The sequence below is a fragment of the Peteryoungia algae genome (genome assembly GCF_030369675.1).
Taxonomy (GTDB): Bacteria; Pseudomonadota; Alphaproteobacteria; order Rhizobiales; family Rhizobiaceae; genus Allorhizobium; species Allorhizobium algae.
Genome location: NZ_CP128477.1, coordinates 3932192 through 3956008 on the forward strand (window position 1 = coordinate 3932192; position 23817 = coordinate 3956008).

The 23817-nt window shown below is 60.2% G+C and carries 26 protein-coding genes; 24 read left to right on the forward strand and 2 right to left on the reverse strand.

The genetic code is table 11. The features are described 5' to 3' along the window. Positions 1-50 precede the first annotated feature (50 nt). Positions 51-1004: a FliM/FliN family flagellar motor switch protein gene (locus QTL56_RS18600; RefSeq protein ID WP_229573876.1), complete on the reverse strand. Its 954-nt coding sequence runs from the start codon at positions 1002-1004 to the stop codon at positions 51-53. Continuing rightward, a complete protein-coding gene (motA, locus tag QTL56_RS18605) occupies positions 1001-1879 on the reverse strand; it encodes a flagellar motor stator protein MotA (protein WP_229573092.1) in 879 nt (292 codons plus the stop codon). The genes QTL56_RS18600 and motA overlap by 4 nt, the downstream gene beginning before the upstream one ends. Positions 1880-2104: 225 nt before the next feature. Here motA and flgF point away from each other — a divergent pair, with 225 nt between their 5' ends. From flgF to QTL56_RS18725, 24 genes are all read left to right on the forward strand, one after another. Further along, positions 2105-2839: a flagellar basal-body rod protein FlgF gene (flgF, locus tag QTL56_RS18610; protein ID WP_229573091.1), complete on the forward strand. Its 735-nt coding sequence runs from the start codon at positions 2105-2107 to the stop codon at positions 2837-2839. Between the two features lie 18 nt (positions 2840-2857). After that, a complete protein-coding gene (gene fliI, locus QTL56_RS18615; protein ID WP_229573090.1) occupies positions 2858-4249 on the forward strand; it encodes a flagellar protein export ATPase FliI in 1392 nt (463 codons plus the stop codon). A gap of 2 nt (positions 4250-4251) precedes the next feature. Further along, complete coding sequence (locus QTL56_RS18620) at positions 4252-4824, forward strand: flagellar protein (protein WP_245134740.1); 573 nt, start codon at positions 4252-4254, stop codon at positions 4822-4824. Between the two features lie 75 nt (positions 4825-4899). Continuing rightward, a complete protein-coding gene (flgB, locus tag QTL56_RS18625; RefSeq protein WP_229573088.1) occupies positions 4900-5295 on the forward strand; it encodes a flagellar basal body rod protein FlgB in 396 nt (131 codons plus the stop codon). Beyond that, positions 5295-5717 carry a flagellar basal body rod protein FlgC gene (flgC, locus tag QTL56_RS18630; RefSeq protein ID WP_229573087.1) on the forward strand — a complete coding sequence of 141 codons (423 nt, stop codon included), beginning with the start codon at positions 5295-5297 and terminating at the stop codon, positions 5715-5717. Before flgB ends, flgC begins: the two co-directional genes overlap by 1 nt. After that, positions 5714-6052, forward strand: coding sequence for a flagellar hook-basal body complex protein FliE (fliE, locus tag QTL56_RS18635; protein WP_229573086.1), 339 nt, complete (start codon positions 5714-5716; stop codon positions 6050-6052). Before flgC ends, fliE begins: the two co-directional genes overlap by 4 nt. A gap of 15 nt (positions 6053-6067) precedes the next feature. Beyond that, positions 6068-6856, forward strand: coding sequence for a flagellar basal-body rod protein FlgG (flgG, locus tag QTL56_RS18640; RefSeq protein ID WP_112240329.1), 789 nt, complete (start codon positions 6068-6070; stop codon positions 6854-6856). Positions 6857-6873: 17 nt separating this feature from the next. Next, positions 6874-7350, forward strand: a complete 477-nt coding sequence (gene flgA, locus QTL56_RS18645) for a flagellar basal body P-ring formation chaperone FlgA (protein WP_245134742.1) — start codon at positions 6874-6876, stop codon at positions 7348-7350. Further along, positions 7347-8468 carry a flagellar basal body P-ring protein FlgI gene (locus QTL56_RS18650; RefSeq protein ID WP_370660307.1) on the forward strand — a complete coding sequence of 374 codons (1122 nt, stop codon included), beginning with the start codon at positions 7347-7349 and terminating at the stop codon, positions 8466-8468. Before flgA ends, QTL56_RS18650 begins: the two co-directional genes overlap by 4 nt. Then, positions 8468-9001 carry a MotE family protein gene (locus QTL56_RS18655; RefSeq protein ID WP_370660372.1) on the forward strand — a complete coding sequence of 178 codons (534 nt, stop codon included), beginning with the start codon at positions 8468-8470 and terminating at the stop codon, positions 8999-9001. The genes QTL56_RS18650 and QTL56_RS18655 overlap by 1 nt, the downstream gene beginning before the upstream one ends. After that, complete coding sequence (flgH, locus tag QTL56_RS18660) at positions 8998-9717, forward strand: flagellar basal body L-ring protein FlgH (protein WP_245134743.1); 720 nt, start codon at positions 8998-9000, stop codon at positions 9715-9717. The genes QTL56_RS18655 and flgH overlap by 4 nt, the downstream gene beginning before the upstream one ends. 20 nt (positions 9718-9737) lie before the next feature. Beyond that, the gene (locus QTL56_RS18665) at positions 9738-10253 is read left to right on the forward strand and encodes a flagellar basal body-associated FliL family protein (protein WP_245134745.1); all 516 of its coding nucleotides are present in this window, start codon (positions 9738-9740) and stop codon (positions 10251-10253) included. Continuing rightward, positions 10250-10987, forward strand: coding sequence for a flagellar type III secretion system pore protein FliP (gene fliP, locus QTL56_RS18670; RefSeq protein ID WP_229573081.1), 738 nt, complete (start codon positions 10250-10252; stop codon positions 10985-10987). Before QTL56_RS18665 ends, fliP begins: the two co-directional genes overlap by 4 nt. A gap of 237 nt (positions 10988-11224) precedes the next feature. Next, positions 11225-12145, forward strand: coding sequence for a flagellin N-terminal helical domain-containing protein (locus tag QTL56_RS18675; RefSeq protein WP_229573080.1), 921 nt, complete (start codon positions 11225-11227; stop codon positions 12143-12145). A 402-nt stretch (positions 12146-12547) separates the two neighbouring features. Further along, positions 12548-13543, forward strand: a complete 996-nt coding sequence (locus tag QTL56_RS18680) for a flagellin N-terminal helical domain-containing protein (protein WP_229573079.1) — start codon at positions 12548-12550, stop codon at positions 13541-13543. Positions 13544-13765: 222 nt separating this feature from the next. After that, on the forward strand, positions 13766-14764 hold the full coding sequence (locus tag QTL56_RS18685; protein ID WP_229573078.1) for a flagellin N-terminal helical domain-containing protein: 999 nt from the start codon (positions 13766-13768) through the stop codon (positions 14762-14764). 305 nt (positions 14765-15069) lie between these two features. Next, positions 15070-16029 carry a flagellin N-terminal helical domain-containing protein gene (locus QTL56_RS18690; RefSeq protein ID WP_229573077.1) on the forward strand — a complete coding sequence of 320 codons (960 nt, stop codon included), beginning with the start codon at positions 15070-15072 and terminating at the stop codon, positions 16027-16029. A gap of 264 nt (positions 16030-16293) precedes the next feature. Continuing rightward, entirely contained in the window at positions 16294-16941 is a 648-nt protein-coding gene (locus tag QTL56_RS18695; RefSeq protein WP_245134747.1) for a FliH/SctL family protein, read from the forward strand. Beyond that, on the forward strand, positions 16938-18293 hold the full coding sequence (locus QTL56_RS18700) for a MotB family protein (protein WP_245134749.1): 1356 nt from the start codon (positions 16938-16940) through the stop codon (positions 18291-18293). Before QTL56_RS18695 ends, QTL56_RS18700 begins: the two co-directional genes overlap by 4 nt. A gap of 3 nt (positions 18294-18296) precedes the next feature. Further along, positions 18297-19613 carry a chemotaxis protein MotC gene (motC, locus tag QTL56_RS18705; protein WP_245134751.1) on the forward strand — a complete coding sequence of 439 codons (1317 nt, stop codon included), beginning with the start codon at positions 18297-18299 and terminating at the stop codon, positions 19611-19613. After that, positions 19610-20995: a flagellar hook-length control protein FliK gene (gene fliK, locus QTL56_RS18710; protein ID WP_245134753.1), complete on the forward strand. Its 1386-nt coding sequence runs from the start codon at positions 19610-19612 to the stop codon at positions 20993-20995. Before motC ends, fliK begins: the two co-directional genes overlap by 4 nt. Then, a complete protein-coding gene (locus QTL56_RS18715) occupies positions 20919-21500 on the forward strand; it encodes a transglycosylase SLT domain-containing protein (RefSeq protein ID WP_245134755.1) in 582 nt (193 codons plus the stop codon). Before fliK ends, QTL56_RS18715 begins: the two co-directional genes overlap by 77 nt. Before the next feature lie 280 nt (positions 21501-21780). Beyond that, positions 21781-22452, forward strand: coding sequence for a transcriptional activator Rem (gene rem, locus QTL56_RS18720; RefSeq protein WP_229573071.1), 672 nt, complete (start codon positions 21781-21783; stop codon positions 22450-22452). 142 nt (positions 22453-22594) lie between these two features. Then, positions 22595-23800, forward strand: coding sequence for a flagellar hook protein FlgE (locus QTL56_RS18725; RefSeq protein ID WP_245134756.1), 1206 nt, complete (start codon positions 22595-22597; stop codon positions 23798-23800). The last annotated feature ends 17 nt before the right edge of the window (positions 23801-23817 follow it).

The following is a 23817-nucleotide window of genomic DNA, read 5'->3' on the forward strand; positions in this document are numbered from 1 at the left end:
TTCCTCTTGAAACTTGCCTCAAGCTGCCGTGGGTCGAGCCCGGGAAATGTCTAGCTCATCAAATGCTTTAGAATTTCATCTTCGGTGCTCACATTGTCCTTTACCCGCACGGTGTAGCGGTCGCCCGCCCGGCCGAATTCGCAGCGGTAGAGATCCTTGCCGTTGGCACTGACGTCGACCATGACGTCGCCCTTTTCACGGAAGGGAATGACGTCGCCGGCAATCAGCCGCGAGACGGTGGCAAGCGTCAGCGTGTCCAGTTGGATCCGCGCTTCCAGTGTGACATGGGAGCGGCGCACCTGCTCGGCGATCTGTTCCTGCCATTCCTTCTTCGACTTGCTGGTTTGGCTCTTCGATTTCGGCATGGTCACAACGGTCTTCAGCAGCGCCTTCTGCGGAACGACCAGGTAGAACTCGGATTCGACAGTTCCAAGCGTGATGCCGAGCTTGATGGTCACACCATACTCGTCGATGTGATCCTCGTCCGGCTTGGGATGGTCTTCTGCATTGTGTGCCTTTTCCAGGAGCGGCTCAAAGCCGCCCGAGGCGTTGACACCCGAACGCAGGACATTGGCAATCTTGTCATAGACCATCACGGCCAGATCGAGTTCGATCTGCGAAAGAGGCCGTTCGATCGGCTCCTGGATCGTCTCGGGCAGGGCGCCGAGCAGGTTCTCCATGAGCGTGATGACAAAGCTGTTGCCGCAGGCGAGCACGAAGTTCGGAGACCAGTTGCGCAGCTGTCCATTGGTCAGCGAGACGTTGTCGCCGAGGTCGGCGATGAGATCCATCATCAGGCCGCTTTCGTGGCCGTTGTAGTGAACCTGCATGGTGAGCCCCGTCTCGCTGTGGAAGACGTCGGGCAGGAATTCTATGTAGAGCTGTCCGAAATCGGCGCACAGCTTCTGTACGGTATGGGAATCACCGAGCCCGCCAGTCAGCTTGGCCAGAAGAGCCCGATCCATGCGTGGTGGTGTTTCCGTGAGTGCTTCCGTCATGATCAGGCTGCCTTGCTTTCACCGCCGCCGCCCGGGTTCATCATTTCCTGCTCGACGGCGTCGATCGAGGGACGCTCGTAGGAGGAAATGGTCTTGCGGCCGTATTCGAGTGCAACCTGCGGGACCGAACCGTTCATATAGGCGAGAAGCGTCTGCTTCACGATGATGTAGAGCCGGTGCTGCTTGGTGCGAACCATCTTGATCTGCGAGATGATCGGGTTGCACAGGCAGTAGGACAGGAAGATGCCAAGCATGGTGCCGACGAGTGCGGCGCCGATCAGGCCGCCGAGAACTTCAGGCGATTCGTTGATCTTGCTCATGGCCTTGATGACGCCGAGAACCGCCGCGACGATACCGATCGCCGGGAAGCTGTCGCCCATGGCGGTCATGGCATGGTAGGGCTTCATCTTGTCATAATGGATGGTCTCGATTTCCTCGTCCATCAGCGCCTCGATCTCATGGCTGCGGGCATTGCCGATGATGATCAGACGGACATAGTCACAGATGAACGCGGTGAGCTCCTTGTTCTTCAGGAGGTTCGGAGCCGCCGTGAAGATCGAGGATTCATCCGGATTGTCGATATGCGCTTCGATTTCATTGCGCGACTTGGTGCGAAGGTCCCGCATGAGAGAGTAGAGGACACCGAGCACGTCGAGATAGTCGCGCTCCTTGGGAACCGTCTGCTTGAAGGCTTCGCCCATCGCCTTTCCGGTGTCTTTGATCACCTTCATCGGATTGGCCATGATGAAGCCGCCGATCCCGGCGCCGCCGATGATGACGAGCTCGAACGGCTGGATGAGAACATCCAGATGGCCGCCCATGGCCATGAAGCCGCCGAGAACGCAGCCCAGTGTTATGATGAAACCGATGATTAAGTTCATTTTGCCCGCACCCGAACGTTACTCTTCACCGTAAGCGATAGAGCGCCTGCCTTGCGTGAGGCTGAACCTCGGAGCCAGATTCGACCCCGCATCTTCCCCCGGACGCGCAAGCGATCTCCCGACAGTTTCGCGCAAGCCTTTTGCCGCAAGAAGAGTGGATAGAGCGTAGGCTACCTGCGTTAAATCATGACTTGCTGATATTCTTCACCCCACGGAGGCAAAACGGTGCAATCCGGAATTTACGTGTCCCTGTCGTCGCAGATGGCTCTCGAGCGCCGTCTAACAACGGTCGCCGACAACATGGCCAATGTGAACACGGTTGGTTTTCGCTCGACTGATGTGAAATTCGACGAGATGTTGAGCCGGACCGGCAACGACATCAATGCCAAGGTGGCCTTCGTCAGCCAGGGCAATGACTATCTGTCCACCAAGACCGGTGAACTGATGGAAACAGGCAACGTCCTCGACTTCGCGATCAAGGGTGATGCCTGGTTTTCGATCGACACCCCGGTCGGCCAGGTCCTGACGCGTGACGGCCGTTTCACGATGACCGACACTGGTGCACTCGTTTCGACCCGAGGTTATCCGGTACTCGACGCCGGCGGCGCACCGATCCAGCTCAATCGAGCCGGCGGCCCCCCGGAAGTTGGCGCAAGCGGACAGATCATGCAGGACGGTCGTGTGGTCGCCACCCTCGGCGTGTTCACGGCAGACGTGCGCAACGGCTTTCTCCGCTTCGAAAACAGCGGCGTGACGACGACCGACAACCCCCAGCCGGTCGTCGACAACCCGGAAATCTCGATTCTTCAGGGCTATGTCGAGAACTCGAATGTGAACGGCATCGGCGAGATGACCCAGCTCATTCAGATCAATCGCGCCTTCGAGGCTATCAGCGCACTGATCAGCTCGAGCGAAAGCACAATGAGCGAGGCGATCAAGGTCCTCGGCGGCAGCAACTGACCCTGAGATCGGAACATCATGACTGCGCCGACAACCGACGAATTTCAACTGTCCCAGAAGCTCGGACAACTGGCGGCCCTGGCGCAGCGTTATTCCCGACCGGCCAATTCCGTCACCCAGGGCGGGCATGTGCGCACAATCGCAGCCGGGCACTATACGGTCACAGGCCTTTCCCGGCATGTGCGCCTCGGTGAGTTCGTCGCCCACCGGTCTTCGACCGGCATTCATCTGGGTGAGGTCGTCCGCGTCGAACCGGATGTTTGCTATGTCTGCCCCATCGAACCCGGCGAGCCGATCGGTATCCACGATGTCGTGATCCGCAAGGGCGCATTCCGCGTGGCACCAGATGACAGCTGGTGCGGACGAACGATCAATGCTCTGGGCGATCCGATCGACAATGGACCGGCTTTGGCGCCGGGACCTGAGCGGCGGCCGATTTCCACGACCGCGCCACCATCTATGACGCGCAGCCGCGTCGAGACCGGCTTCAAGACAGGCGTTCGCGCCATCGACATCTTCTCGCCCCTTTGCCTCGGCCAGCGCCTCGGCATTTTTGCGGGTTCCGGCGTCGGCAAGTCCACGCTTCTCTCTATGCTCGCCCGTGCCGATGCCTTCGACAAGGTCGTCATCGCTCTCGTTGGCGAACGCGGCCGTGAAGTGCGCGAATTCATCGAGGATACGCTCGGCGACAACATGGCCAAATCGATCGCCGTGGTCGCCACGAGCGATGAGAGCCCGATGCTGCGCAAGATGGCGCCGCTCACTGCAATCACCATCGCCGAGCATTTCCGCGACAAGGGCCAGAACGTGCTCTTTATCGTCGACAGCGTCACGCGTTTTGCCCATGCGATCCGCGAAGTCGCGACGGCAGCCGGCGAGCCGCCGATTGCCCGTGGTTATCCGGCCTCCGTCTTCACCGAGCTGCCGCGCCTGCTTGAGCGCGCCGGACCGGGCGCCGAAGGTGCAGGCACGATTACGGCCATCATTTCCATCCTGGTCGATGGCGACAATCACAACGATCCGATCGCTGACTCGACACGCGGCATTCTCGACGGGCACATCGTCCTTGATCGCGCGCTGGCCGACGAAGGCCGCTACCCGCCGATCAATCCCTTGACCTCGATTTCCCGTCTCGCCCGCAAGGCCTGGACGTCGGAACAGGAGAAACTGGTATCGCGCCTCAAGGCGCTGATCCACCGTTTCGAAGAAACCCGCGACCTCCGCCTCATCGGCGGCTACCGAAACGGCTCCGATCCCGATCTCGACATGGCGATCAAGCAGGTGCCGGTCATCTACGACATTCTGAAGCAGACACCCGGCGAAAAGCCGGCGCTCGATGCCTATGCCGATCTGGCCAACGCCCTCAAGGCGGCCGCAAGTGGCGGGCAGGGTATGAGACAAAGGGGCTGACCATGACCGATTTCGATGCTGACGAGCCCGTGGCGCCGATCCGGCCGGCTTTTGCCCGTCGGCGCATCCCAACCATCGACCGGGTGCTGGCCGTGACCGGCATCGCGCTCGCTTGTGGCGCTGCCTTCTTCCCCTGGTATGTCTTCTTCAATGAAGAAAAGTTCGGGGTTCGGGTTGCCGACTGGGAGCGGACCCGCGACCTGCCCGAAGGTCCGGGCCGCAATGTGTTCAGCGTCTCGCCCCTTGCGCTCGTCGACCGTGACGACGAAGACGGTGAAGCCAAATCCGAGGTCGAGACCCAGGTTGACCAGATCGTCACCGCCACCGTGCCGACCCTGGGCCGAGAAGAGCCGGTGGGTCTCGATGCCGGAGCATCCCAGCCCTTTCCGGGCAAGAGCGGGTTCCGCCTGCTGCATGTCGCGAACGGCCGCGCACTGATCGAGGACAAGGCCGGCATGTATCTCGTCCGCGTCGGCTCCATCCTGCCGGACAACAGTCGTGTCGCGACCCTCGAACAGCGCGACGGCAAGTGGGTCATCGTCACCTCCGCCGGCGAGGTCGTGCAAAACAATTGAAGAAGTGTGGGGCGGGCAAGTCCCACGCAAGATTAGTGCCCTAGGCTCCGATCAGTAATAGACGGAGTGATGTGAATGAATCCCATCCAGTTGTTCGAGCTGGCCTCCCGACAGGCGGAATGGCTTTCGGTACGCCAGCAGGTCGTGGCGACCAACATCGCCAATGTCAACACGCCGAAATTCGCGGCCAAGGATATCACGCCCTTCAGCGCGGTTCTGGACAAGACCGGCATGGTGCAGGGCATGGCCGTGACTCAGCCGGGCCACATGGCATCCAACGATTTCTCCAGCCGCAACATCGCCGTCGAGGACGAGGATCTCAACAACGAGATCGGGATCCAGGAATCCGGCAACACCGTCGCATTGTCGGACGAGTTGAGAAAAACGGGCGAAATCAAGCGCAACCATGAACTCAACACTTCGCTGATGTCCTCCTTCCATCGCATGATGCTAATGACGGTGAAACGCTGATGACTGATCCATTGCTGGCAAGTCTGAAGGTTGCGGGAAGCGGGCTCGAGGCCCAGTCGACACGCCTTCGTATCGTCTCGGAAAACATTGCGAACGCCCGCACGACCGGCGACACGCCTGGTGCCGATCCCTATCGCCGCAAGACGATCACCTTCGGGGCAGAGCTTGACCGCGCGAGCGGCGCCCAGACTGTCGAGGTCAAGAAACTCGGCGTCGACTTCGCTGACTTCATCGAGGAATACGACCCGGGCAACCCGGCTGCGGACGAGCGCGGCATCGTCAAGATGCCGAACGTCAACATCCTCATCGAGATGGCTGACATGCGCGAATCCAACCGCTCCTATGAAGCGAATCTGCAGACCATCAAGCAGACACGCGACATGATTTCCCAGACCATAGCGCTGCTGAAGGCCTCACAATGATCGAATCCATCACCAAGACCAGCTCTCTTTCCGGCATGAACGGCCTGGATTCGCTTTCGAGCTCCTTTTCGACCAAGGGCCTGACCGCAGAGGGCACGACTCCCGGCACGTCCACCGGCGAGACCTTTCTGTCGGCGCTCAACAACATGGCGGCGCAGGCCGCAGGCGATCTGAAGCAGGCGGAGCAGACCTCGTTCGACGGCCTGATGGGCAAGGCGAACACTCGCGAAGTGGTCGATGCCGTCATGCAGGCTGAACAGTCACTCCAGACGGCAATCGCTTTCCGCGACAAGCTCGTCAACGCCTATCTCGACATCACGAAAATGCAGATCTAGCAGGGGTACCAAACTATGAGAGCGCTCGCCATCGCAGCCACGGGTATGGACGCCCAGCAGACCAACCTCGAAGTCATCGCGAACAATATCGCCAACATCAACACGACCGGCTTCAAGCGGGCGCGTGCTGAGTTCTCCGACCTTCTCTATCAGACGGAGCGCGCCCAGGGCGTGCCGAACCGCGCCAATCAGGCCATCGTGCCGGAAGGTGCCAATATCGGCCTCGGTGTCCAGACGGCCGCTGTCCGCAACATCCATACCCAGGGCCAGCTGACCCAGACCGGCAACGAACTCGATCTCTCCCTGATCGGTCGCGGCTGGTTCCAGATCGAAAGCCCGGATGGCGCGACCCTCTACAGCCGCTCGGGTGCCTTCAACATGAATGCGGAAGGCCAGCTCGTCACCATCGACGGCTACCTCGTCACGCCGCAGATCACCATCCCGCAGGATGCGAGCGAAGTCGTCATCAGCCGTACCGGTCAGGTACAGGCCCGCATCGGCAACGATGCGGACTACACCGACCTTGGGCAGCTGACGATCGCTAACTTCGTCAACGAAGCCGGCCTGAAGCCGCTCGGTGACAACCTCTTTGCCGAGACCGCCGCTTCGGGTGCCGCCATTGTCGGCGCGCCGGAAGATCCGGGCTTCGGCTACATCAAGCAGTCCTATCTGGAAGCCTCGAACGTCGATTCGGTGAAGGAGATCACGGACATGATCTCCGCTCAGCGCGCCTACGAGATGAATTCCAAGGTCATCACCACTGCCGACGAGATGGCTCAGATCGTCAGCAAGAACCTCAAGTAAGACAACTGGAGGCAAACATGAGGTTTCGCCAGAAAATCGGACATGCCCTGCGGGCGGCGGCAATCGCCGCCGCAGCCTTTGGCTTCACCGCTGGCTTTGCGTTGGCGCAAAACACGGCTGTGATCCCCAAGCAGGTGATCTATCCGGGCGAAACCATTTCCTCCGAACAGCTCGACGTTGTTGCCGTGACCAATCCGAACCTGGCGGGCGGCTATGCCCGTGTCCGGGAGGAAGTGGTCGGCATGGTCGCAAAGCGCACCTTGCTTCCCGGGCGCACCATCCCGGTGCATGGGCTGCGGGAAGCGTTTGCGGTGAAGCGCGGCAGCAGTGTTCGCCTGACCTTTGCAATTGGCTCCATGCTCATCAGCGCGAGTGGAACGCCCCTGACCGACGCTTCCGTCGGCCAGGTCGTCAAGGTCCGTAATATCGATTCCGGTTCGATCGTCTCTGGCACGGTCATGGCCGATGGTACCGTACAGGTGATGGCAAAATGAGACTGAACGCACCCATGCGGATCGCATTCTGTGCGCTGGCGCTGGTCCTGGCTCCCTTCGAGCCGGCGCTCAGTGCCAATTCGCGCATCAAGGACATCGCCTCTCTCCAGTCCGGCCGCGACAATCAGCTGATCGGCTATGGCCTCGTGGTCGGCTTGCAGGGAAGTGGCGACAGCCTGCGCTCTTCACCCTTCACCGACCAGTCCATGCGCGCCATGCTGCAGAACTTGGGGATCTCGACCCAGGGCGGCCAGTCGAATGCCAAGAACGTCGCAGCAGTCATGGTGACCGCCAATCTGCCACCCTTCGCGAGCCCTGGCAGCCGTATCGACGTGACAGTCAGTTCGCTGGGCGACGCCACATCCTTGCGTGGCGGCACGCTTGTCATGACCTCTCTCACCGGTGCCGACGGCCAGATCTACGCCGTCGCCCAGGGCTCGGTCGTGGTCTCCGGATTCAACGCCCAGGGTGATGCCGCCTCCGTTCAGGAGGGGATCACCACCTCGGGGCGCGTTCCGACGGGTGCGATCATCGAGCGCGAACTGCCGTCCAAATTCAAGGACAGCGTCAATCTCGTGCTGCAGCTGCGCAATGCCGATTTTACCACCTCCCTGCGCGTCGCCGACACCATCAACGCCTATGCTGCCGCAAATTACGGGGCACCAATCGCCGAAGCGCGCGACAGCCAGGAAATCGTGATCCAGAAGCCGCGTACTGCCGATCTCGCACGCCTGATGGCGGATATCGAGAATCTGGTGGTCGCAACGGATTCGCCGGCCCGCGTCGTCATCAACGAACGGACCGGCACCATCGTCATCGGTGCAGATGTCCGCGTCTCGCGCGTTGCGGTGAGCTATGGAACGCTGACTGTTCAGGTGCAGGAGACCCCGCAGGTCATCCAGCCGGAGCCATTCTCGCGCGGCGAGACGGCGATACAGCCGCAGACCGACATCGCGGTGCAAAAGGAAGGCGACAAGATCGCCATCGTCGATGGCCCTGATCTCAGAACACTCGTCAGCGGCCTCAACAGCATCGGCGTCAAGCCGGATGGCATCATTGCGATCCTGCAGGGCATCAAGTCCGCCGGTGCGCTTCAAGCGGAGCTTGTCCTGCAATGATGAAGTCCGGCCACACCCGTTTAGTCCGCACAGCATTGCGCAACGCCGCCGTCGTGCTCGCCATAGCCACACTGCCGTCTTTCGTGCAGACGGCCGTCGGCCAGCAACAGCCGCTGGAAAGCGCCACCGAAGCCGAAATCCGCCAGTTCTGCACCGGAATCGCCGATGCCGCTCGTGACCAGCGCTATCTGTTGCAGAAGCAGGAGCTGGAAAAGCTGCAGGCGGATGTCGATAGCCGGATCGCGATCCTCGAGCAGCGCCGCGTCGAATACGAGGACTGGCTGGGGCGCCGGAACGAATTCATGAAGCAGGCCGAAGGCCAGCTCGTCGAGATCTACAAGAAGATGGCACCGGATGCGGCCGCCCCGCAGCTGGAGGAGACGAACGTCATTCTGGCTGCCGCCATCATCATGAAGCTGCCGCCGCGTCAGTCGAGCCTGATCCTGACCGAGATGAGCCCGGAGAAGGCGGCGAAAGTCGCCTCGATCATGTCGAGCGCCGGCGACCCCAATACTTCGAAGGACCCGTCATGATGAAGCGTTACCCGGCTCTGCTGGCCGTTCTCCTGCTCTCTGGTTGCCAGAGCCAGACCGTAAAGGAAATCGGCAACGCGCCTTCCATGAGCCCGATCGGGTCCGGTCTGCGCTACAGCCAGACGCCGCAGATGGCCATGTATCCGAAGCAGCAGGCCCAGACAGCCAGCGGCTATTCGCTTTGGAGCGACAGCCAGTCCGCGCTGTTCAAGGATGCCCGCGCCCTCAACGTCGGGGATATTCTCACGGTCAATATCGAGATCAACGACCGGGCCTCCTTCAGCAACGAGACCGATCGCAGCCGCGACAACAACACCGGACTTACCTGGGGCGCGAACATCACGAACTTCCTCGGTTTCTCGACCGACACAGGAACGACCGGTGACCTCTCCACCGATTCGACCACCAGTTCGTCAGGCAAGGGCTCGACCGAGCGTTCGGAAAAGCTGAACCTGCTCGTGGCCGCCGTCGTGACCGGTGTGCTCGAAAATGGCAATCTGCTGATCAGCGGTTCCCAGGAAGTGCGCGTCAACCACGAACTGCGCATCCTCAACGTCGCCGGTATCGTCCGTCCGCAGGATGTCGACGCCGAGAACGAGATCTCCTATGATCGCATCGCCGAAGCGCGCATCTCCTATGGTGGCCGTGGCCGTCTGACCGAGGTGCAGCAGCCGCCGATCGGCCAGCAGGTCGTCGACATCTACTCACCCTTCTGACCGGGCCCGGGGGTAAGCAAATGGAAGATCCTCAGGAAGGCGAAGGCAAGAAGAAGTCCGGGCTGATGGCACTTGTCATCCCTCTCGTCGTACTGACTGCGGTCGGTGGCGGTGGCGGCTGGGTCATCGGCAACATGCTGGCCCCCCAGGTGAAGCAGGCCGATGAAGCGGCAAAGGCCGCCGCAGCGGCGGCTGGCGAACAAGGCGAGGCGAAAAAGGACGAGGAGGGGCTTCCGCCGATCTCCACGGAGGCCAACGGCGTGGTCGCGCTCGAGCCGATCACCACCAACCTTGCCTACCCCTCGGAAAACTGGATTCGTCTTGAGGTCGCGCTGATGTTCAACGGCGCGCCGGACGTCAAGATCGCCGAGGACGTGCATCAGGACATCATGGCTTACCTGCGCACAGTGTCGCTGCAGCAGGTCGAAGGTCCACGAGGCTTTCAATATCTCAAGGATGACGTTCAGGAGCGAGTTGACCTGCGCTCCGAAGGCCGCGTATCCAAGGTGATGTTCAGAACGCTCGTGATCGAATGATTCGGTTTCTCATCTTCGTCGCTATCATGATGATGGCGCCGGAACTGGCTGTGGCCCAGCAGTTCCCGACGGATATCTTCAACACCCCGATCGATGGATCGGTGGCGGCGTGGATCATTCGCACATTCGGTCTGCTCACGGTGCTGTCGGTCGCACCTGGCATCCTGATCATGGTGACGAGCTTTCCGCGTTTCCTGATCGCGTTCTCGATCCTGCGTTCCGGCATGGGACTCGCGTCCACCCCCTCCAACATGATCCTGACCAGTATGGCGCTCTTCATGACCTTCTATGTCATGGCGCCCACCATGGACCGGTCCTGGCGTGACGGCGTCCAGCCGCTTCTCAGCAACCAGATCACGGAAGCCCAGGCCGTCGCCCTGATCGCCGAGCCCTTCCGCACATTCATGACAGCAAACACGCGCGACAAGGATCTCGCGCTCTTCGTCGATATCGCCAATGAGCGCGGTCAGGCGACGATCGTCGATGGCCAGGTCGATTACCGCGTGCTGATCCCGGCCTTCATGCTGTCGGAAATTCGCCGCGGCTTCGAGATCGGTTTCCTGATCATCCTGCCCTTCCTGGTGATCGATATGGTGGTCGCCACGATCACCATGGCTATGGGTATGATGATGCTCCCGCCCACATCGATCTCTCTGCCGTTCAAGATCTTGTTCTTCGTCCTGATCGACGGCTGGAACCTGCTGGTCGGCAGCCTCGTCCGGTCATTTGCTTAACGGCCGGGACGTTTCTTCCGCACCCATTATCCCCTTCTTTACCATGGGTTTGTTCAACCCCGGAGTCTCCCGCTCCGGTTAAGGTGTTGGCAAGGAATGACTGCGAGTTTGGTTCTCGCACGACGGGTCTGGTAGCAACGAAAAATACCAAAAAGGCATGACGCCGAACGTTCGTGACCGGTAAGTTTTTAGTCCGGTATGTCCCCAATTGTATCTCGTTTTAAGGGACAAAATAACATGGCCAGCATTCTGACCAACTCCAGCGCAATGTCTGCGCTTTCCACCCTGCGCTCCATCGCTTCCAGCATGGAATCCACGCAGAATTCCATCTCGACTGGCATGAAGGTTTCCAAGGCTTCTGACAACGCTGCCTACTGGTCGATCTCGACCGGCATGCGTTCGGACAACATGGCACTTGGCGCCGTTACCGACGCTCTCGGCGTTGGCGCAGCCAAGGTCGACACGGCCTATGCCGGTATGGAATCGGCCATCGACGTGGTCAAGGAAATCAAGGCAAAGGTTGTCGCCGCCAACGAAGAAGGCGTCGACAAGGGCAAGATCCAGGAAGAAATCACTCAGCTCATCGATCAGCTGAAGTCCATCGGCTCCAGCTCGTCGTTCAACGGTGAAAACTGGCTCGTATCCACGGCCAACGCCACGAAAACCGTCGTGTCTGGCTTCGTTCGCGATGCCGATGGCAACGTCAGCGTCAAGAAGACTGACTATGATCTTGACGCCACTTCGATGCTGTACACCGAAGCGACGGCGGGAACGATCGATGCCGACTCCGGCATTCTGAACAAGGTCGGTGCCACCGTGACCGTCGGCGCCACGACTTACACCCAGATCTCTGTTCTCGATCTCGACGTTGAGACCGATGACCTTGGTGACGCCCTCTACTCTGTCGACCTGGCACTCGAAAGCATGACGAGCGCCGGCGCAAAGCTCGGTTCCTTGTCTTCGCGTATCGACCTCCAGACAGACTTCTCCGCGAAGCTGTCTGACGCCATCGAAAAGGGCGTTGGTCGTCTGGTGGACGCTGACATGAACGAAGAGTCGACCCGCCTCAAGGCCCTGCAGACCCAGCAGCAGCTGGCAATCCAGGCACTCTCGATCGCCAACAGCGACTCGCAGAACATCCTGTCGCTCTTCCGCTAAGAGCTGGAACAAGTCGGTCCGCAAGGACCGGCTAGATTATCCCGACGCCAATATGCCTTGGTGGCTGACCAGAGGTGCGCGAAGGGAAAGCTTCAATATCCGGAGGCTGATCCGGACACGAGGCAAGGCAAAGGCCGCATTCGGAAACGAATGCGGCCTTTCCGTTTTGTTAAACAAAATCTGCTACGCGCACGCACGCGCGAAGGTTGCAAATATTTTCAAAAAATGTCCGGTTCCCGATTTCGTTTAGGCCTTCATTAACCTTGATAGTTTTATCTAGGCCTATCGAAACGGCGAGCTAACTCATAAAATTCAGCCAGTTAGCAGGCATGATGCTGTGCGCCGTTACCGGTTAGACCGGAATGTCCCTTCTCAGTCAGCCATTCAAGGGGCACTACTACTATGACGAGCATTCTTACCAATGTCGCCGCCATGTCGGCACTCCAGACTCTGCGCACGATCGGCAGCAGCATGGAAGACACCCAGGCCCGCGTATCGTCCGGTCTCCGCGTCGGCGAAGCCTCCGACAACGCTGCCTATTGGTCGATCGCCACCACGATGAAATCCGACAACATGGCGCTGTCCGCCGTGTCTGACGCCCTCGGCCTCGGCGCCTCCAAGATCGATACCGCCTATGCCGGTATGGAATCCGCCATCGACGTCGTAAAGGAAATCAAGGCCAAGCTGGTCACCGCCACCGAAGAAGGCGTCGACAAGGCGAAGGTCCAGGAAGAAATCACGCAGCTGCAGGGTCAGCTGAAGTCCATCGCCGACTCCGCATCCTTCAGCGGTGAAAACTGGATCGCTGGCGGTACCGACACATCGACCGGTTCTGTCGACGTGACTGTCGTATCCGGTTTCGTCCGCGACGCCAGCAACAACGTCGCCGTCAAGACCACGTCTTACACGCTCGACGCCACGACGGCCGGCAGCATGACTCTCCTGTTCGGCGGTGACGCGGCCGGTGCAATCGACACCGCGACCGGTATCCTCGGCGCGACGGGTGCAGACTACACGACCACCGACTTCGACTCGACCGTCGGCGGTGTTGACGCTGCAGCGACTGCCGTAGCTGGCATGTCTGTCTACACGCTGGACATCAATGGTTTCGACGGCGCGGCCATGGCTGAAGCCCTGACGCTCGTTGATGCGGCCCTGGCCTTCATGACCAGCGCTGGTGCCGACCTCGGCTCGATCTCGATGCGCATCGACCTGCAGGAAGACTTCGTCAACAAGCTGTCGGACTCGCTCGACTCGGGCGTAGGCCGTCTGGTTGACGCGGACATGAATGAAGAGTCCACCCGCCTCAAGGCACTGCAGACCCAGCAGCAGCTGGCTGTCCAGTCGCTGTCGATCGCCAACTCTTCTTCGGAAGTCATCCTCTCGCTCTTCCGTTAAGACTGAAGAGATCCAGCATCGAAGCCGCCCTCCGGGGCGGCTTTTTGCGTCTTAACAGATTTTTCAGATCCGCTTAACCATCCGTTAACCATACGCCCGTTAGAAGGGATCATGTAACGATGAGTTAACCAAGACGAAGAACTGGTTAAGGGCATTAGGCCGCGTCATCGTTCCCGGAGAGACCGGGATGTCCCCAAATCTAGCCATTTAAGGGACACGACCGTGACCAGCATTTTGACGAACAACGCAGCGATGGCTGCACTCCAGACCCTCCGTTCCATCGACTCGAAGATGCAGGACACGCAAGCGCGTGTATCCTCCGGTCTGCGTGTCGGCGGAGCCTCCGACAACGCCGCCTACTGGTCGATTGCGACCACCATGCGCTCCGACAACATGGCGCTCTCTGCCGTGCAGGACGCACTCGGCCTCGGCGCCGCCAAGATCGATACCGCTTATGCCGCCATGGAAAGCGCAATCGAAGTTGTCAAGGAAATCAAGGCGAAAGTCGTCGCCGCCACCGAAGAAGGCGTCGACAAGAACAAGATCCAGGAAGAAATCGACCAGCTGCAGGAACAGCTGCGCTCCATCTCTGAATCGGCAAGCTTCAGCGGTCAGAACTGGGTCGCAACCGGCGCCGATACCGCCACTGCACCCATCGACGTGACCGTCGTCTCGGGCTTCATCCGCGACTCGAGCGGCAATGTGTCGGTTTCCACGACGCTCTATTCCCTCGATGCAACAACAGCCGACGGCATGACTGTGTTGTTCGGCGGTGATGTAAACGGCCTGATCGACTACAACTCCGGTATTCTCGGCAGCATCTCCGACACCTTCGACGCCTTCGTCGACTGGGACAATGATGGGGCCACAGGCGCCGCAGCAGCGGAAATCGCCGGTGTCTCCATCGACCAGCTTGATATCACCGGCCTGACGACTGCCGGTATGCAGGAAGCCCTCTCGCTCGTCGAGTACGGCCTGCAGCAGATGACCAGTGCTGCAGCGGCTCTTGGTTCGATCTCCATGCGCATCGGCATGCAGGAAGACTTTGTCGCAGCCCTCACCGACTCGATCGACAGTGGCGTTGGCCGCCTCGTCGACGCAGACATGAACGAGGAATCGACCCGCCTCAAGGCGCTGCAGACCCAGCAGCAGCTGGCCATCCAGTCGCTCTCGATCGCTAACTCCTCTTCCGAAAGCATTCTGACACTCTTCCGTCAGTAAGCGGCGCTCTGGCTAGGGGCGACTTCGTCCCGCCCTGACAGTGTCGGATGCCATCGGTGTGAATCCGCGCCTCGCAAGAGGCGCGGATTTTCGTTTGAGCCTTGCGCGAAACTTTTGCGAATTTCGTTTCGACTACAAAAGAGAAGTCGATACCTTGCCATAACCTCGGTCTCTTTGTTAACTGCCGCTGTTAACGATTTGTTAACAGTGACGGGGATCGCGCAAAGGCGCGTTCTGCATGATGCCCTCCCGTTTTCCCGGCAAACCGCCGGATGCGCAGTCCTGAACGCTTAGGGGCACCAAGCATGACCAGTATTATGACCAATGCGGCCGCCATGGCGGCGCTGCAGACGCTTCGTTCGATCGACAACAACCTCGAGACGACCCAGCGACGCGTTTCCTCGGGTTACCGGGTCGAAACGGCAGCCGACAATGCCGGCTATTGGTCCATTGCCACCACGATGCGCTCCGACAATGCGGCGCTCTCGACCGTTTCCGACGCGCTCGGCCTCGGTGCGGCAACCGTCGATACCGCCTATACGGCGCTCGACAATGTCGTTGACGTGATGTCCACGATCAAGGCGAAGCTGGTTGCGGCCAGCGAACCGGGCGTCGACAAGAACAAGATCAACGAGGAAATGACGCAGCTGAAAAATCAGCTGATCTCGGCCGCGCAGTCCGCCTCCTTCTCCGGCGAGAACTGGCTTTACAACACCAATGCTGCGCCCCTTGGCACAAAGCAGGTTGTCTCGTCCTTCGTCCGTGGCGCAGATGGCAGCGTGCAGGTCACGACGCTGGACTTCGATACGGCCGAATCCGTCCTGATCGACATTCAGGACCCGTCGCAGGGCTTCCTCACCAAGGCGATCGATGCCGACGTCCTGCGCAACACCGGGACCGGCGTCCGCGATTACTACCTCCTCGACATGGGCGCAGCCCCTGCCGGCACTGAAATCGCGATCGACACCAATACCGACACCGAAACGCTCGCCGACATGATTTCTGTCGTTGATAACGTCATCCAGCAGCTGACTGATGCCGCCGCTACCCTCGGCGCGATCACCAGCCGCATTGAGATGCAGGACAACTTCGTCTCGAACCTCATGGACGTGATCGACAAGGGCATCGGTCGTCTTGTTGATGCCGACATGAACGAGGAATCGACACGCCTGAAGGCGCTGCAGACCCAGCAGCAGCTCGGCATCCAGGCTCTTTCGATCGCCAACAGCAGCGCCGAAAAGCTCCTGACGCTCTTCCAGCGGTAAAGCGTGAAACGCCGGATGTGAGTACATCCGGCGTCTTCGTGCCGGTTAAGCGCGGGTCGCGCACAACACCTTCATCTTCGCGCAAGTTTGAGACCCTAGCTTGGTGGAGAGCACGAGGCACCACTGCGTCGATCCGTGCCGAATGAGCTTCGACCGATCCTGGAAGATGAAAGAACGCGTACGGGACATGCTGATGTTTGATCTTCTTCTCGTGCAATGCCGCATTCGCGGGTCCCGAACTGTCGCCGATGGAGGCGATTGCTGATGAGCATGCGTCTGGCCAGCTACCTCAAGGACTTTTCCACCGCGACAGTGCCACCGGCACCATCGGCGCCGACCTTCGACATGCCATCAGTGGATGCGTTTGACATGGACTTTCCGGCCCTTCCGGAGCCTGAGCCGCTGGATGCAGAGGCCATCCGACGCGAAGCCTATGCCGAGGGGCACGAAGCGGGCGAAAAGGCTGCGGCAGACCGTTTGGAAGTGGACCGACAGGCCATGGAGATCGCCCATGCCCAGGCCCTTGCCGAACGTGACCAGAAGCTGCGCGACGAATTTGCCGAGATCCTCGCGACAAAACTGCCCGATGTGATCCAGAAACTGTCGCTTGCCGTCAGTGAGCAGGCGGCGATTGCGCTTGCGCCTGTGATCGGTGAGGCGCTCGCCGACAAGGCTGTCAAGGATCTCGCCGCGCTTCTGCAGGCCGCAATTGCCGCTGGCGAGGCGGGCAAGATCGAAGTGAAGGGGCCGCGCCTCCTGTTCGAAAAACTCCAGGCGGACATGCCCGAACATACGAGCTTCCTTCGCTATACGGAGGATGAAGATCTCGACCTGACGGCCGAGTTCGGTGAGGCCGCTCTCGTGACCCGCATTTCTGCATTTACGGCGAGCCTGAAGAAAGTTCTGGCATGAGTGAAGAAAACCACCATCACGGCAAGAACGAGATCATCATCGTCAAGCGTCACAAGGGTGACCACGATGGCGCCCATGGCGGCGCCTGGAAGATCGCCTATGCCGACTTCATGACCGCGATGATGGCCTTCTTCCTCGTCATGTGGCTGGTCAATGCCGCCAATGAGGAAACCAAGGCCTCGGTCGCAAGCTACTTCAACCCCATCAAGCTCTCGGATGAAAAGCCCACGGAAAAGGGGCTGGAAAAGCCGGTTGAGACCAGTGAGGGTGAAGAGAAGAAAGAGCGCTCGCAGGTAGACGAAGACGAGGACAAGGTCGGCTCGGCTGCGGCGACCGGTGACGACCAGACCGCATCCTCGGGCGATGAGGCCAACTATTCCGAGGCTGACTTCTTCGAAAACCCCTATTCGGTTCTGGCGGAAATCGCCCAGGAAGTAGGCCAGCAGGCCAATGTAAGCGCCAAGGGGGAGGGTGGTGCCGCCGATTCCGGTCCCTCGACCGGCGCTCAGGGCGGGGAAGCCTATCGCGATCCTTTCGATCCGGATTTCTGGACCCAGCAGGTCCAGACCGCCAATGGTCCGCCGGGTGAGCCGACCGATGCCCAGACACCGGCGGAACAGGCCCAAACCGCTGCGCCTCAGATTGCCGATCCTGTCGATCCTGCCGAGCCGTCCACCGAGCCGGACCAGCAGATCGCACTGGTCGTTCCAGGTCAGAAGCCGCAGATCGAGGCAACGCCCTCCGAGGCGCTGACGGATGAAAAGCCGGCTGAAGGCAAGGCTGAGAAGAGCGATGTCGGCAAGGCCGATCAATCCGGTGAGGACACACAGGACAAGCCCGAAATCGTCGAGATGGACCCGACGACCGACGAGCAGCTCAAGGTGCAGCTCGCCGCCGCGGATGAGCTCAAGGCACAGATCGAACAGGCGATCGGCGGCGGCGCCGGCAAGCTCGCCGAAGGTCTCCTCGTCACGCCGGCCGAAGGCGGGCTTCTGGTGACGATCAGCGATCAGAGCGATGCTGCCATGTTCAATGTCGGCTCTGCCGTACCGCGCCGCGAGCTGGTGCTCGCCATGGAGCGGCTCGGCAAGATACTGGAGGAAAAGGCCGGCCGGATTGTCATACGCGGACATACCGACGGCCGACAGTTCAAGGGCACGGAGAACGACAACTGGCGTCTCTCCATGGCGCGGGCCCATAGCGCCTACTACATGCTGGTGCGCGGCGGGCTGAGCGAAGGTCGCGTCGAGCAGGTCTCCGGCTTTGCTGACCGGCGCCTGCAGGTGCCGGACGATCCGCTGGCCGATTCCAACCGCCGCATCGAGATCCTCATCGAAGCAGAGCAGGGATAAACTATGGCGATCCGGCGTATGTCCCTCCGCCTGCTGCTATCCGGCCTGACCGTTCTCGCGGTCGGATCGCTTGGCCATGCGCAGACGGTAGATGACACGCTCGAGCCCTATCGGATGCTGCGCTCGCTGCAATTCGTCCAGGACACGGTCGTCCGGGGAGATCATTCGGCAGCCGAGATGCAGCGTTTCATGCTCGGCACGATCGACGACCGGCTGCGCACGGCGGATTCCAAGGTCTATCAGGATCCGCGCAATGTGGATGCTGCCCTCATCTATGCCATGAGCGGCGGCAACCCGGCGACACTCGAATATCTCGTCGCACGCGACATCGACGGCAATTTCGACAACCGCGTGAGCGACGCGCTTCGCAAGTATCTGAGTGGCAAGGGCACACTGATCGCCAAGAGCCTCGGAGACATCGCAAGCGAGTACAAGAACGCCAAGATCGGTCCCTACCTCGCGCTCGTGGCTGGCAACGTCACCTTGACCAAGGATCCCGCAGCCGCATTGAAATTCTACGACTGGGCACGGCTGACGGCGCCGGGCACCATTGTCGAAGAGGCGGCGCTGCGACGTTCCCTTGCGGTCGCTGTCGATGCCAAGATCGTCGGCAAGGCCTCGCTCTACGCCAACGGTTATGCACGCCGCTTCCTCTATTCTCCTTACGCCAGCCAGTTCGCGGATCTTTTTGTACGCTTCGTCGTGGAACACTACGAGGTCTTGAAGCCGCAGGATATCGAGGCGACCCTCGGATACATGGATGTCGACCGGCGTCGGGAAGTCTATCTGCGCGTCGCGCGCGAAGCAGCCATCGCCGGCCGCAAGGAACTGGCGACGATGGCCTCCGACCAAGCCAGGCTGCTTTCGGGCAGCGAGGAAGGGGCAGACGCGCTCGCCAATCTTTACGGGAGCCTGGTGGGTGTGCCGACGGAGAACGTCGACGACGCCATGGCTGTCTTGATGCAGATCCCGGAAGAGGCGCTCTCGCCACGTGACAGGGCCTTGCGCCAGGCGGCCGAGACCGTGGCAAAGCAGGTGCTGCGCAAGCCGCAACCGAGCCCGCCAGTACAACCGACACCGCTCATCGAGCAAGGTGAAAGCCAGGCTGCGGACGCTGATCCGGATCTCCAGGATCCCTTCGCCCAGCCATCGGAAACGACACCGTTGCCCGTATCTGCGCAGGCCGAGCCCGCCGCAGCCCAAACGACTGTTCCGTCTGGCGAGCGGGTAAATATCGACCCGGAACTGCGTACCTTTGTCGACTCGGGTCGATCCAAGCTCGACGCCATTGACGATCTTCTCAAGAAAGAAGGCCCATGACCATGATGGACGCACTCTCAGCCCCCAGATTACCGGACAGTGCCGCATCGACAGGTCACGCCCGCAGCGACAAAGCCGAAGATGGCGGCAGTTTCTCCAAGGTCCTGTCGAGTTCAGGCGAAAAGGATCGCGGTGCGCGCGACAAGGAGACCGCCGCCGACGAGCCGGCCGAGGTTGAGGTCACGGATGCCGCGAAGGCCAAGGCCAAGCGCCCGCTGATCGACATCGGCAACACACTCGCAACCGAACTCGAGGGGCTGCCCGACGATATCTCGGTGGATGAACTGGCCCGGCTCCTGGCAGCGGTGCGAGCCAAGGGCAAGGACAAAAACGGTGATGCACCCTCGATCGAGATCGAGGGGCTCGATCCGAAGCTGAAGGCAGAGCTTGCCAAAGTCGTGGCGGCCGTCCGTGACAAGAAGGTTTCTGAGGGCGAGCAGACAACGGCAGATCCCGGTTCGGCGGACGACGTCCAGGCCGATACGCAGACCCCCGATCTCATCGACCTGCTCAAATTGCTGGCCGGCGGTGACGCTGTGAAGTCGGGTCTTGATGACGTCAAGGCGACGAGCGAGAAGACCGACAAGGACGACCCGAAGCTGAAGATGGCGGATGCTTTGCTCATTCATGCGGTTGCCGGTGACCAGGCGGACGCGTCCGACTCGGAAGGCGGACGGTCCGACGGAGAGCGGGATTTCCGCTTTGTCAGGGCGGACGGCAAGGGGCAGCCGCTCCTGCTGCGTGGTGAGGGCAAAAACGGTCCCGAACAGTCCGAGCAAAAGGCGGTCGAGACGGTCAACGTCATCGACAGCCGCCGCTACATTGCCCCGGTTTCGACCACCAATGCAGCGTCGATTACCGCTGCCATGATCGGTGATGGCGAATGGGTTTCGGCCATGTCGCCGGGGTCGGAGCTTGCCAATGCTGCAGCCCAGTCCAGTCAGGGTAAGGTCGTGCACACGCTCAAACTCCAGATGACACCGATCGAGCTCGGCAGCGTCACGGCGACCCTGCGCCTCTCGGGCGAGGAGCTCAGCGTGCAATTGACGGTCGACAACCCGGCGGCCCTGCGCCAGCTGACCAATGACCAGACCGACATCCTCAAGGCGCTGCGCGCACAGGGGCTCGTTGTGGATCAGGTTCAGGTGAACATGCAGGTCGCCTCGACCGATCGCAGCGCCGACAGCGGCCAGAACGCCTCCCAGGGCCAGCAATCCGGCCAGCAGGCCTCCCAGCCGGGAAACCAAGGTGGAAGTGAACGGCAGCAGCGTGGCGAAACGGCAGGAAACGGAGCGAGGGCAGGAGATGGGCGCGTGGTTCAGGCGAAGGATACTGCAGCTTCCGACGCTGGCGGTTCTCGCGCTGGTCAGCTTTATCTCTGAGGCTGAAGCCAGCCGCGGTGCCTGTGAAGGTGCCATCAGCGCTGCAGCGGCCAAATATGGTATTCCTGAAGGCATCCTCTACTCGGTCGGTCTGACGGAGACCGGGCGCAAGGGGAGCCTGCAGCCCTATGCTATGAACGTTGAGGGTAAGGCGCACTATTTCGATGGCCTGGAAGATGCCTTGCAAGCCTTTCAGAGCGCCAGACAAGGTGGGGCGGTTCTGATCGATGTGGGTTGCATGCAGATCAACCAGCACTTCCACGGGGAGCATTTCACCAGCGTCGAAGCCATGTTCGATCCGAGGCGCAATGTGGAATATGCTGCCCGCTTCCTCAGCGATCTGCATGGTCGTCACGAGACCTGGACGATGGCAGTCGCGCGCTACCATGCGGGGCCGAACAATGACCCCGCGCAAAAGCGCTATGTCTGTCGCGTGATTGCCAATCTCGTCGCCACGGGCTACGGAAACTGGACACCTAATGCGCGACAATTTTGTGGTGAATAACAATCTCTGATTGATTGACAGCCTTGATTGTGCCGATTTGCCAAATGTGGCAACACTGCGATGAACAAGGCGCTGGCAAGACCTTGTGCGAAGCTTGCGTTAACTTTTCCACCGGAAATTTGTGCCAGATCCACCCACTGGATACTATATCTAGTTCAAATCGGCACCGAATGGTTAATCAATCGTTAATTACTATGGTTAAGTTCTCCTAGTTGTTCATGAATCCCCCGATTCGTACCCATGGTGCATCGAAACACCACACTGATTCGGAGGCGGCTGAATGATCGTCGTGGTAGATGAGCGTGAGCTCGTGAAAGACGGATACACATCACTATTTGGGCGCGAGGGAATTCCCTCGACCGGATTCGACCCTCGCGAGTTCGGCGAATGGGTCAATACGGCGGCAGACAGCGACATCGCTGCCGTCGAAGCATTCCTGCTTGGCCAGGGCGAGCACACCCTGGAATTGCCGAGGGCGATCCGTGACCGGACGCAGGCGCCGGTGATCGCTGTAAGCGATCAACCTTCCCTCGAGGCCACTCTGGCACTGTTCGACTGCGGCGTCGACGATGTCGTGCGCAAGCCTGTTCATCCGCGGGAGATCCTGGCGCGTGCCGCCGCGATCCGTCGTCGTCTGCGGGCTATCACCAACTTCACCGAAATCGGACCGATCAAGGTGTTTTCCGACGGTCGCGATCCCGAGATCGCTGGCGGTCCCTTCCCGCTGCCGCGCCGCGAGCGCCGCATCCTGGAATATTTGGTCTCCAACCGCGGTCGTCGCGTTTCAAAGACCCAGATCTTCAACGCGATCTATGGCATTTTCGATGAGGAAGTCGAAGAAAACGTCGTTGAAAGCCACATCTCCAAGCTGCGCAAGAAGCTGCGCAAGAAGCTCGGTTTCGATCCCGTCGATTCCAAACGCTTCCTCGGCTACTGCATCGACTGGAGCTGATTTCGACACCGCGGCCGCCCTTGTGCGGCCGTAGTTTTTTCGGCGTGACGCGGCGGAAAAACAGCGGGGCTTTCCAGCCAGACAGCTTCACGCAAGGCCCACCTCATACTCTCCCCATTGACTACAAAACGAGGATTTTGACATGAGCCTTTACGGAACCATGCGAACGGGTGTCTCCGGCATGAATGCCCAGTCGAACCGGCTGAGCACTGTCGCTGACAACATCGCCAATTCCAGCACCGTCGGCTACAAGAAGGCCTCGGTGCAATTTTCGTCCATGATTCTGCCGGCCACGAACGGCGCCTACAATTCTGGCGGTGTCGAGACGGATGTCCGTTACTCGATCTCGAGCCAGGGTACCTTCAGCTACACCACCTCGACGACTGACCTCGCGATCAACGGCGACGGCTTCTTCATCGTCAAGGGTGACGACGGTACCCCTTACATGACCCGCGCTGGCTCCTTCGTCCTGCAGGAGGATGGTACGCTGAAGAATACGGCGGGCTATACGCTTCAGGGATACGAGTACGATTCGACTGCCGATCCGACCATCGTCGTCAACGGCTTCGATGGCCTTGAGCCAGTGGACCTTTCGGGCTCCGGCATCTCTGCTGTCGCATCGACCACGGGCGCCCTGAACGTCAATCTGCCGAATTCGCTGGCTGTTGGCGAGCAAAAGACCACGTCCTTGAAAGTCTATGACAGCCAGGGGACGAGCCGACTCATCACGTTCACCTATGAGAAGACCGCGGACAATTTCTGGACTGTTGAGGCTGTCGAGGCCGATGGCCTTACGAATGTCGTGCCTGCAACTGTCCTCGAATTCGATGCCAACGGCAATCTGGTCAACCCAGTTCCGCCGGAGTTGACCATCGGGACCTACCCGGTTGGCGGCGCCACGGTAGAGAACATCACCCTCGACATCGGCAATACGACCCAGCTCGCCTCCGACTTCTCGGTCGAAGAAGGCGAAGTCAACGGTAACGCCGCTTCGAAGGTCAAGGGCTACGAGATCGACGACAAGGGCATTGTCTCGATCGCCTACGAGAACGGCGACCTGGTGCCGAAGTTCCGCGTTGCTCTCGCAAGCGTCCAGAGCCCGGACAACCTCAATCCGGTGGCCGGCAACATGTACACCCAGTCGAACGATTCGGGTGTCGTCATCCTCGGCTACGCCGGGTCGAGCGGCTTCGGTACAATCCTGTCCGGTGCCCTCGAAGACTCCAACGTGGACGTCGCTGAAGAGCTTACGGCCATGATCGAGTCACAGCGGAATTACACCGCAAACTCCAAGGTTTTCCAGACGGGCTCCGAGTTGATGGAAGTCCTGGTCAACCTGAAGAGATAATCGAAAGAGTGGGTTAG

Excerpts from the sequence above, each read along its gene's own strand:
- QTL56_RS18700 (WP_245134749.1), top strand. The coding sequence starts at position 16,938 with ATGAGTGAAGAAAACCACCATCACGGCAAGAACGAGATCATCATCGTC.
- QTL56_RS18690 (WP_229573077.1), top strand. The coding sequence starts at position 15,070 with ATGACCAGTATTATGACCAATGCGGCCGCCATGGCGGCGCTGCAGACG.
- QTL56_RS18650 (WP_370660307.1), top strand. The coding sequence starts at position 7,347 with ATGAGACTGAACGCACCCATGCGGATCGCATTCTGTGCGCTGGCGCTG.
- motC (WP_245134751.1), top strand. The coding sequence starts at position 18,297 with ATGGCGATCCGGCGTATGTCCCTCCGCCTGCTGCTATCCGGCCTGACC.
- QTL56_RS18655 (WP_370660372.1), top strand. The coding sequence starts at position 8,468 with ATGAAGTCCGGCCACACCCGTTTAGTCCGCACAGCATTGCGCAACGCC.
- QTL56_RS18725 (WP_245134756.1), top strand. The coding sequence starts at position 22,595 with ATGAGCCTTTACGGAACCATGCGAACGGGTGTCTCCGGCATGAATGCC.
- fliE (WP_229573086.1), top strand. The coding sequence starts at position 5,714 with ATGATCGAATCCATCACCAAGACCAGCTCTCTTTCCGGCATGAACGGC.
- QTL56_RS18695 (WP_245134747.1), top strand. The coding sequence starts at position 16,294 with ATGAGCATGCGTCTGGCCAGCTACCTCAAGGACTTTTCCACCGCGACA.
- flgA (WP_245134742.1), top strand. The coding sequence starts at position 6,874 with ATGAGGTTTCGCCAGAAAATCGGACATGCCCTGCGGGCGGCGGCAATC.
- QTL56_RS18675 (WP_229573080.1), top strand. The coding sequence starts at position 11,225 with ATGGCCAGCATTCTGACCAACTCCAGCGCAATGTCTGCGCTTTCCACC.
- fliK (WP_245134753.1), top strand. The coding sequence starts at position 19,610 with ATGACCATGATGGACGCACTCTCAGCCCCCAGATTACCGGACAGTGCC.
- QTL56_RS18680 (WP_229573079.1), top strand. The coding sequence starts at position 12,548 with ATGACGAGCATTCTTACCAATGTCGCCGCCATGTCGGCACTCCAGACT.
- fliP (WP_229573081.1), top strand. The coding sequence starts at position 10,250 with ATGATTCGGTTTCTCATCTTCGTCGCTATCATGATGATGGCGCCGGAA.
- flgB (WP_229573088.1), top strand. The coding sequence starts at position 4,900 with ATGAATCCCATCCAGTTGTTCGAGCTGGCCTCCCGACAGGCGGAATGG.
- QTL56_RS18665 (WP_245134745.1), top strand. The coding sequence starts at position 9,738 with ATGGAAGATCCTCAGGAAGGCGAAGGCAAGAAGAAGTCCGGGCTGATG.
- flgC (WP_229573087.1), top strand. The coding sequence starts at position 5,295 with ATGACTGATCCATTGCTGGCAAGTCTGAAGGTTGCGGGAAGCGGGCTC.
- fliI (WP_229573090.1), top strand. The coding sequence starts at position 2,858 with ATGACTGCGCCGACAACCGACGAATTTCAACTGTCCCAGAAGCTCGGA.
- flgG (WP_112240329.1), top strand. The coding sequence starts at position 6,068 with ATGAGAGCGCTCGCCATCGCAGCCACGGGTATGGACGCCCAGCAGACC.
- rem (WP_229573071.1), top strand. The coding sequence starts at position 21,781 with ATGATCGTCGTGGTAGATGAGCGTGAGCTCGTGAAAGACGGATACACA.
- QTL56_RS18715 (WP_245134755.1), top strand. The coding sequence starts at position 20,919 with ATGGGCGCGTGGTTCAGGCGAAGGATACTGCAGCTTCCGACGCTGGCG.
- flgH (WP_245134743.1), top strand. The coding sequence starts at position 8,998 with ATGATGAAGCGTTACCCGGCTCTGCTGGCCGTTCTCCTGCTCTCTGGT.
- motA (WP_229573092.1), bottom strand. The coding sequence starts at position 1,879 with ATGAACTTAATCATCGGTTTCATCATAACACTGGGCTGCGTTCTCGGC.
- QTL56_RS18620 (WP_245134740.1), top strand. The coding sequence starts at position 4,252 with ATGACCGATTTCGATGCTGACGAGCCCGTGGCGCCGATCCGGCCGGCT.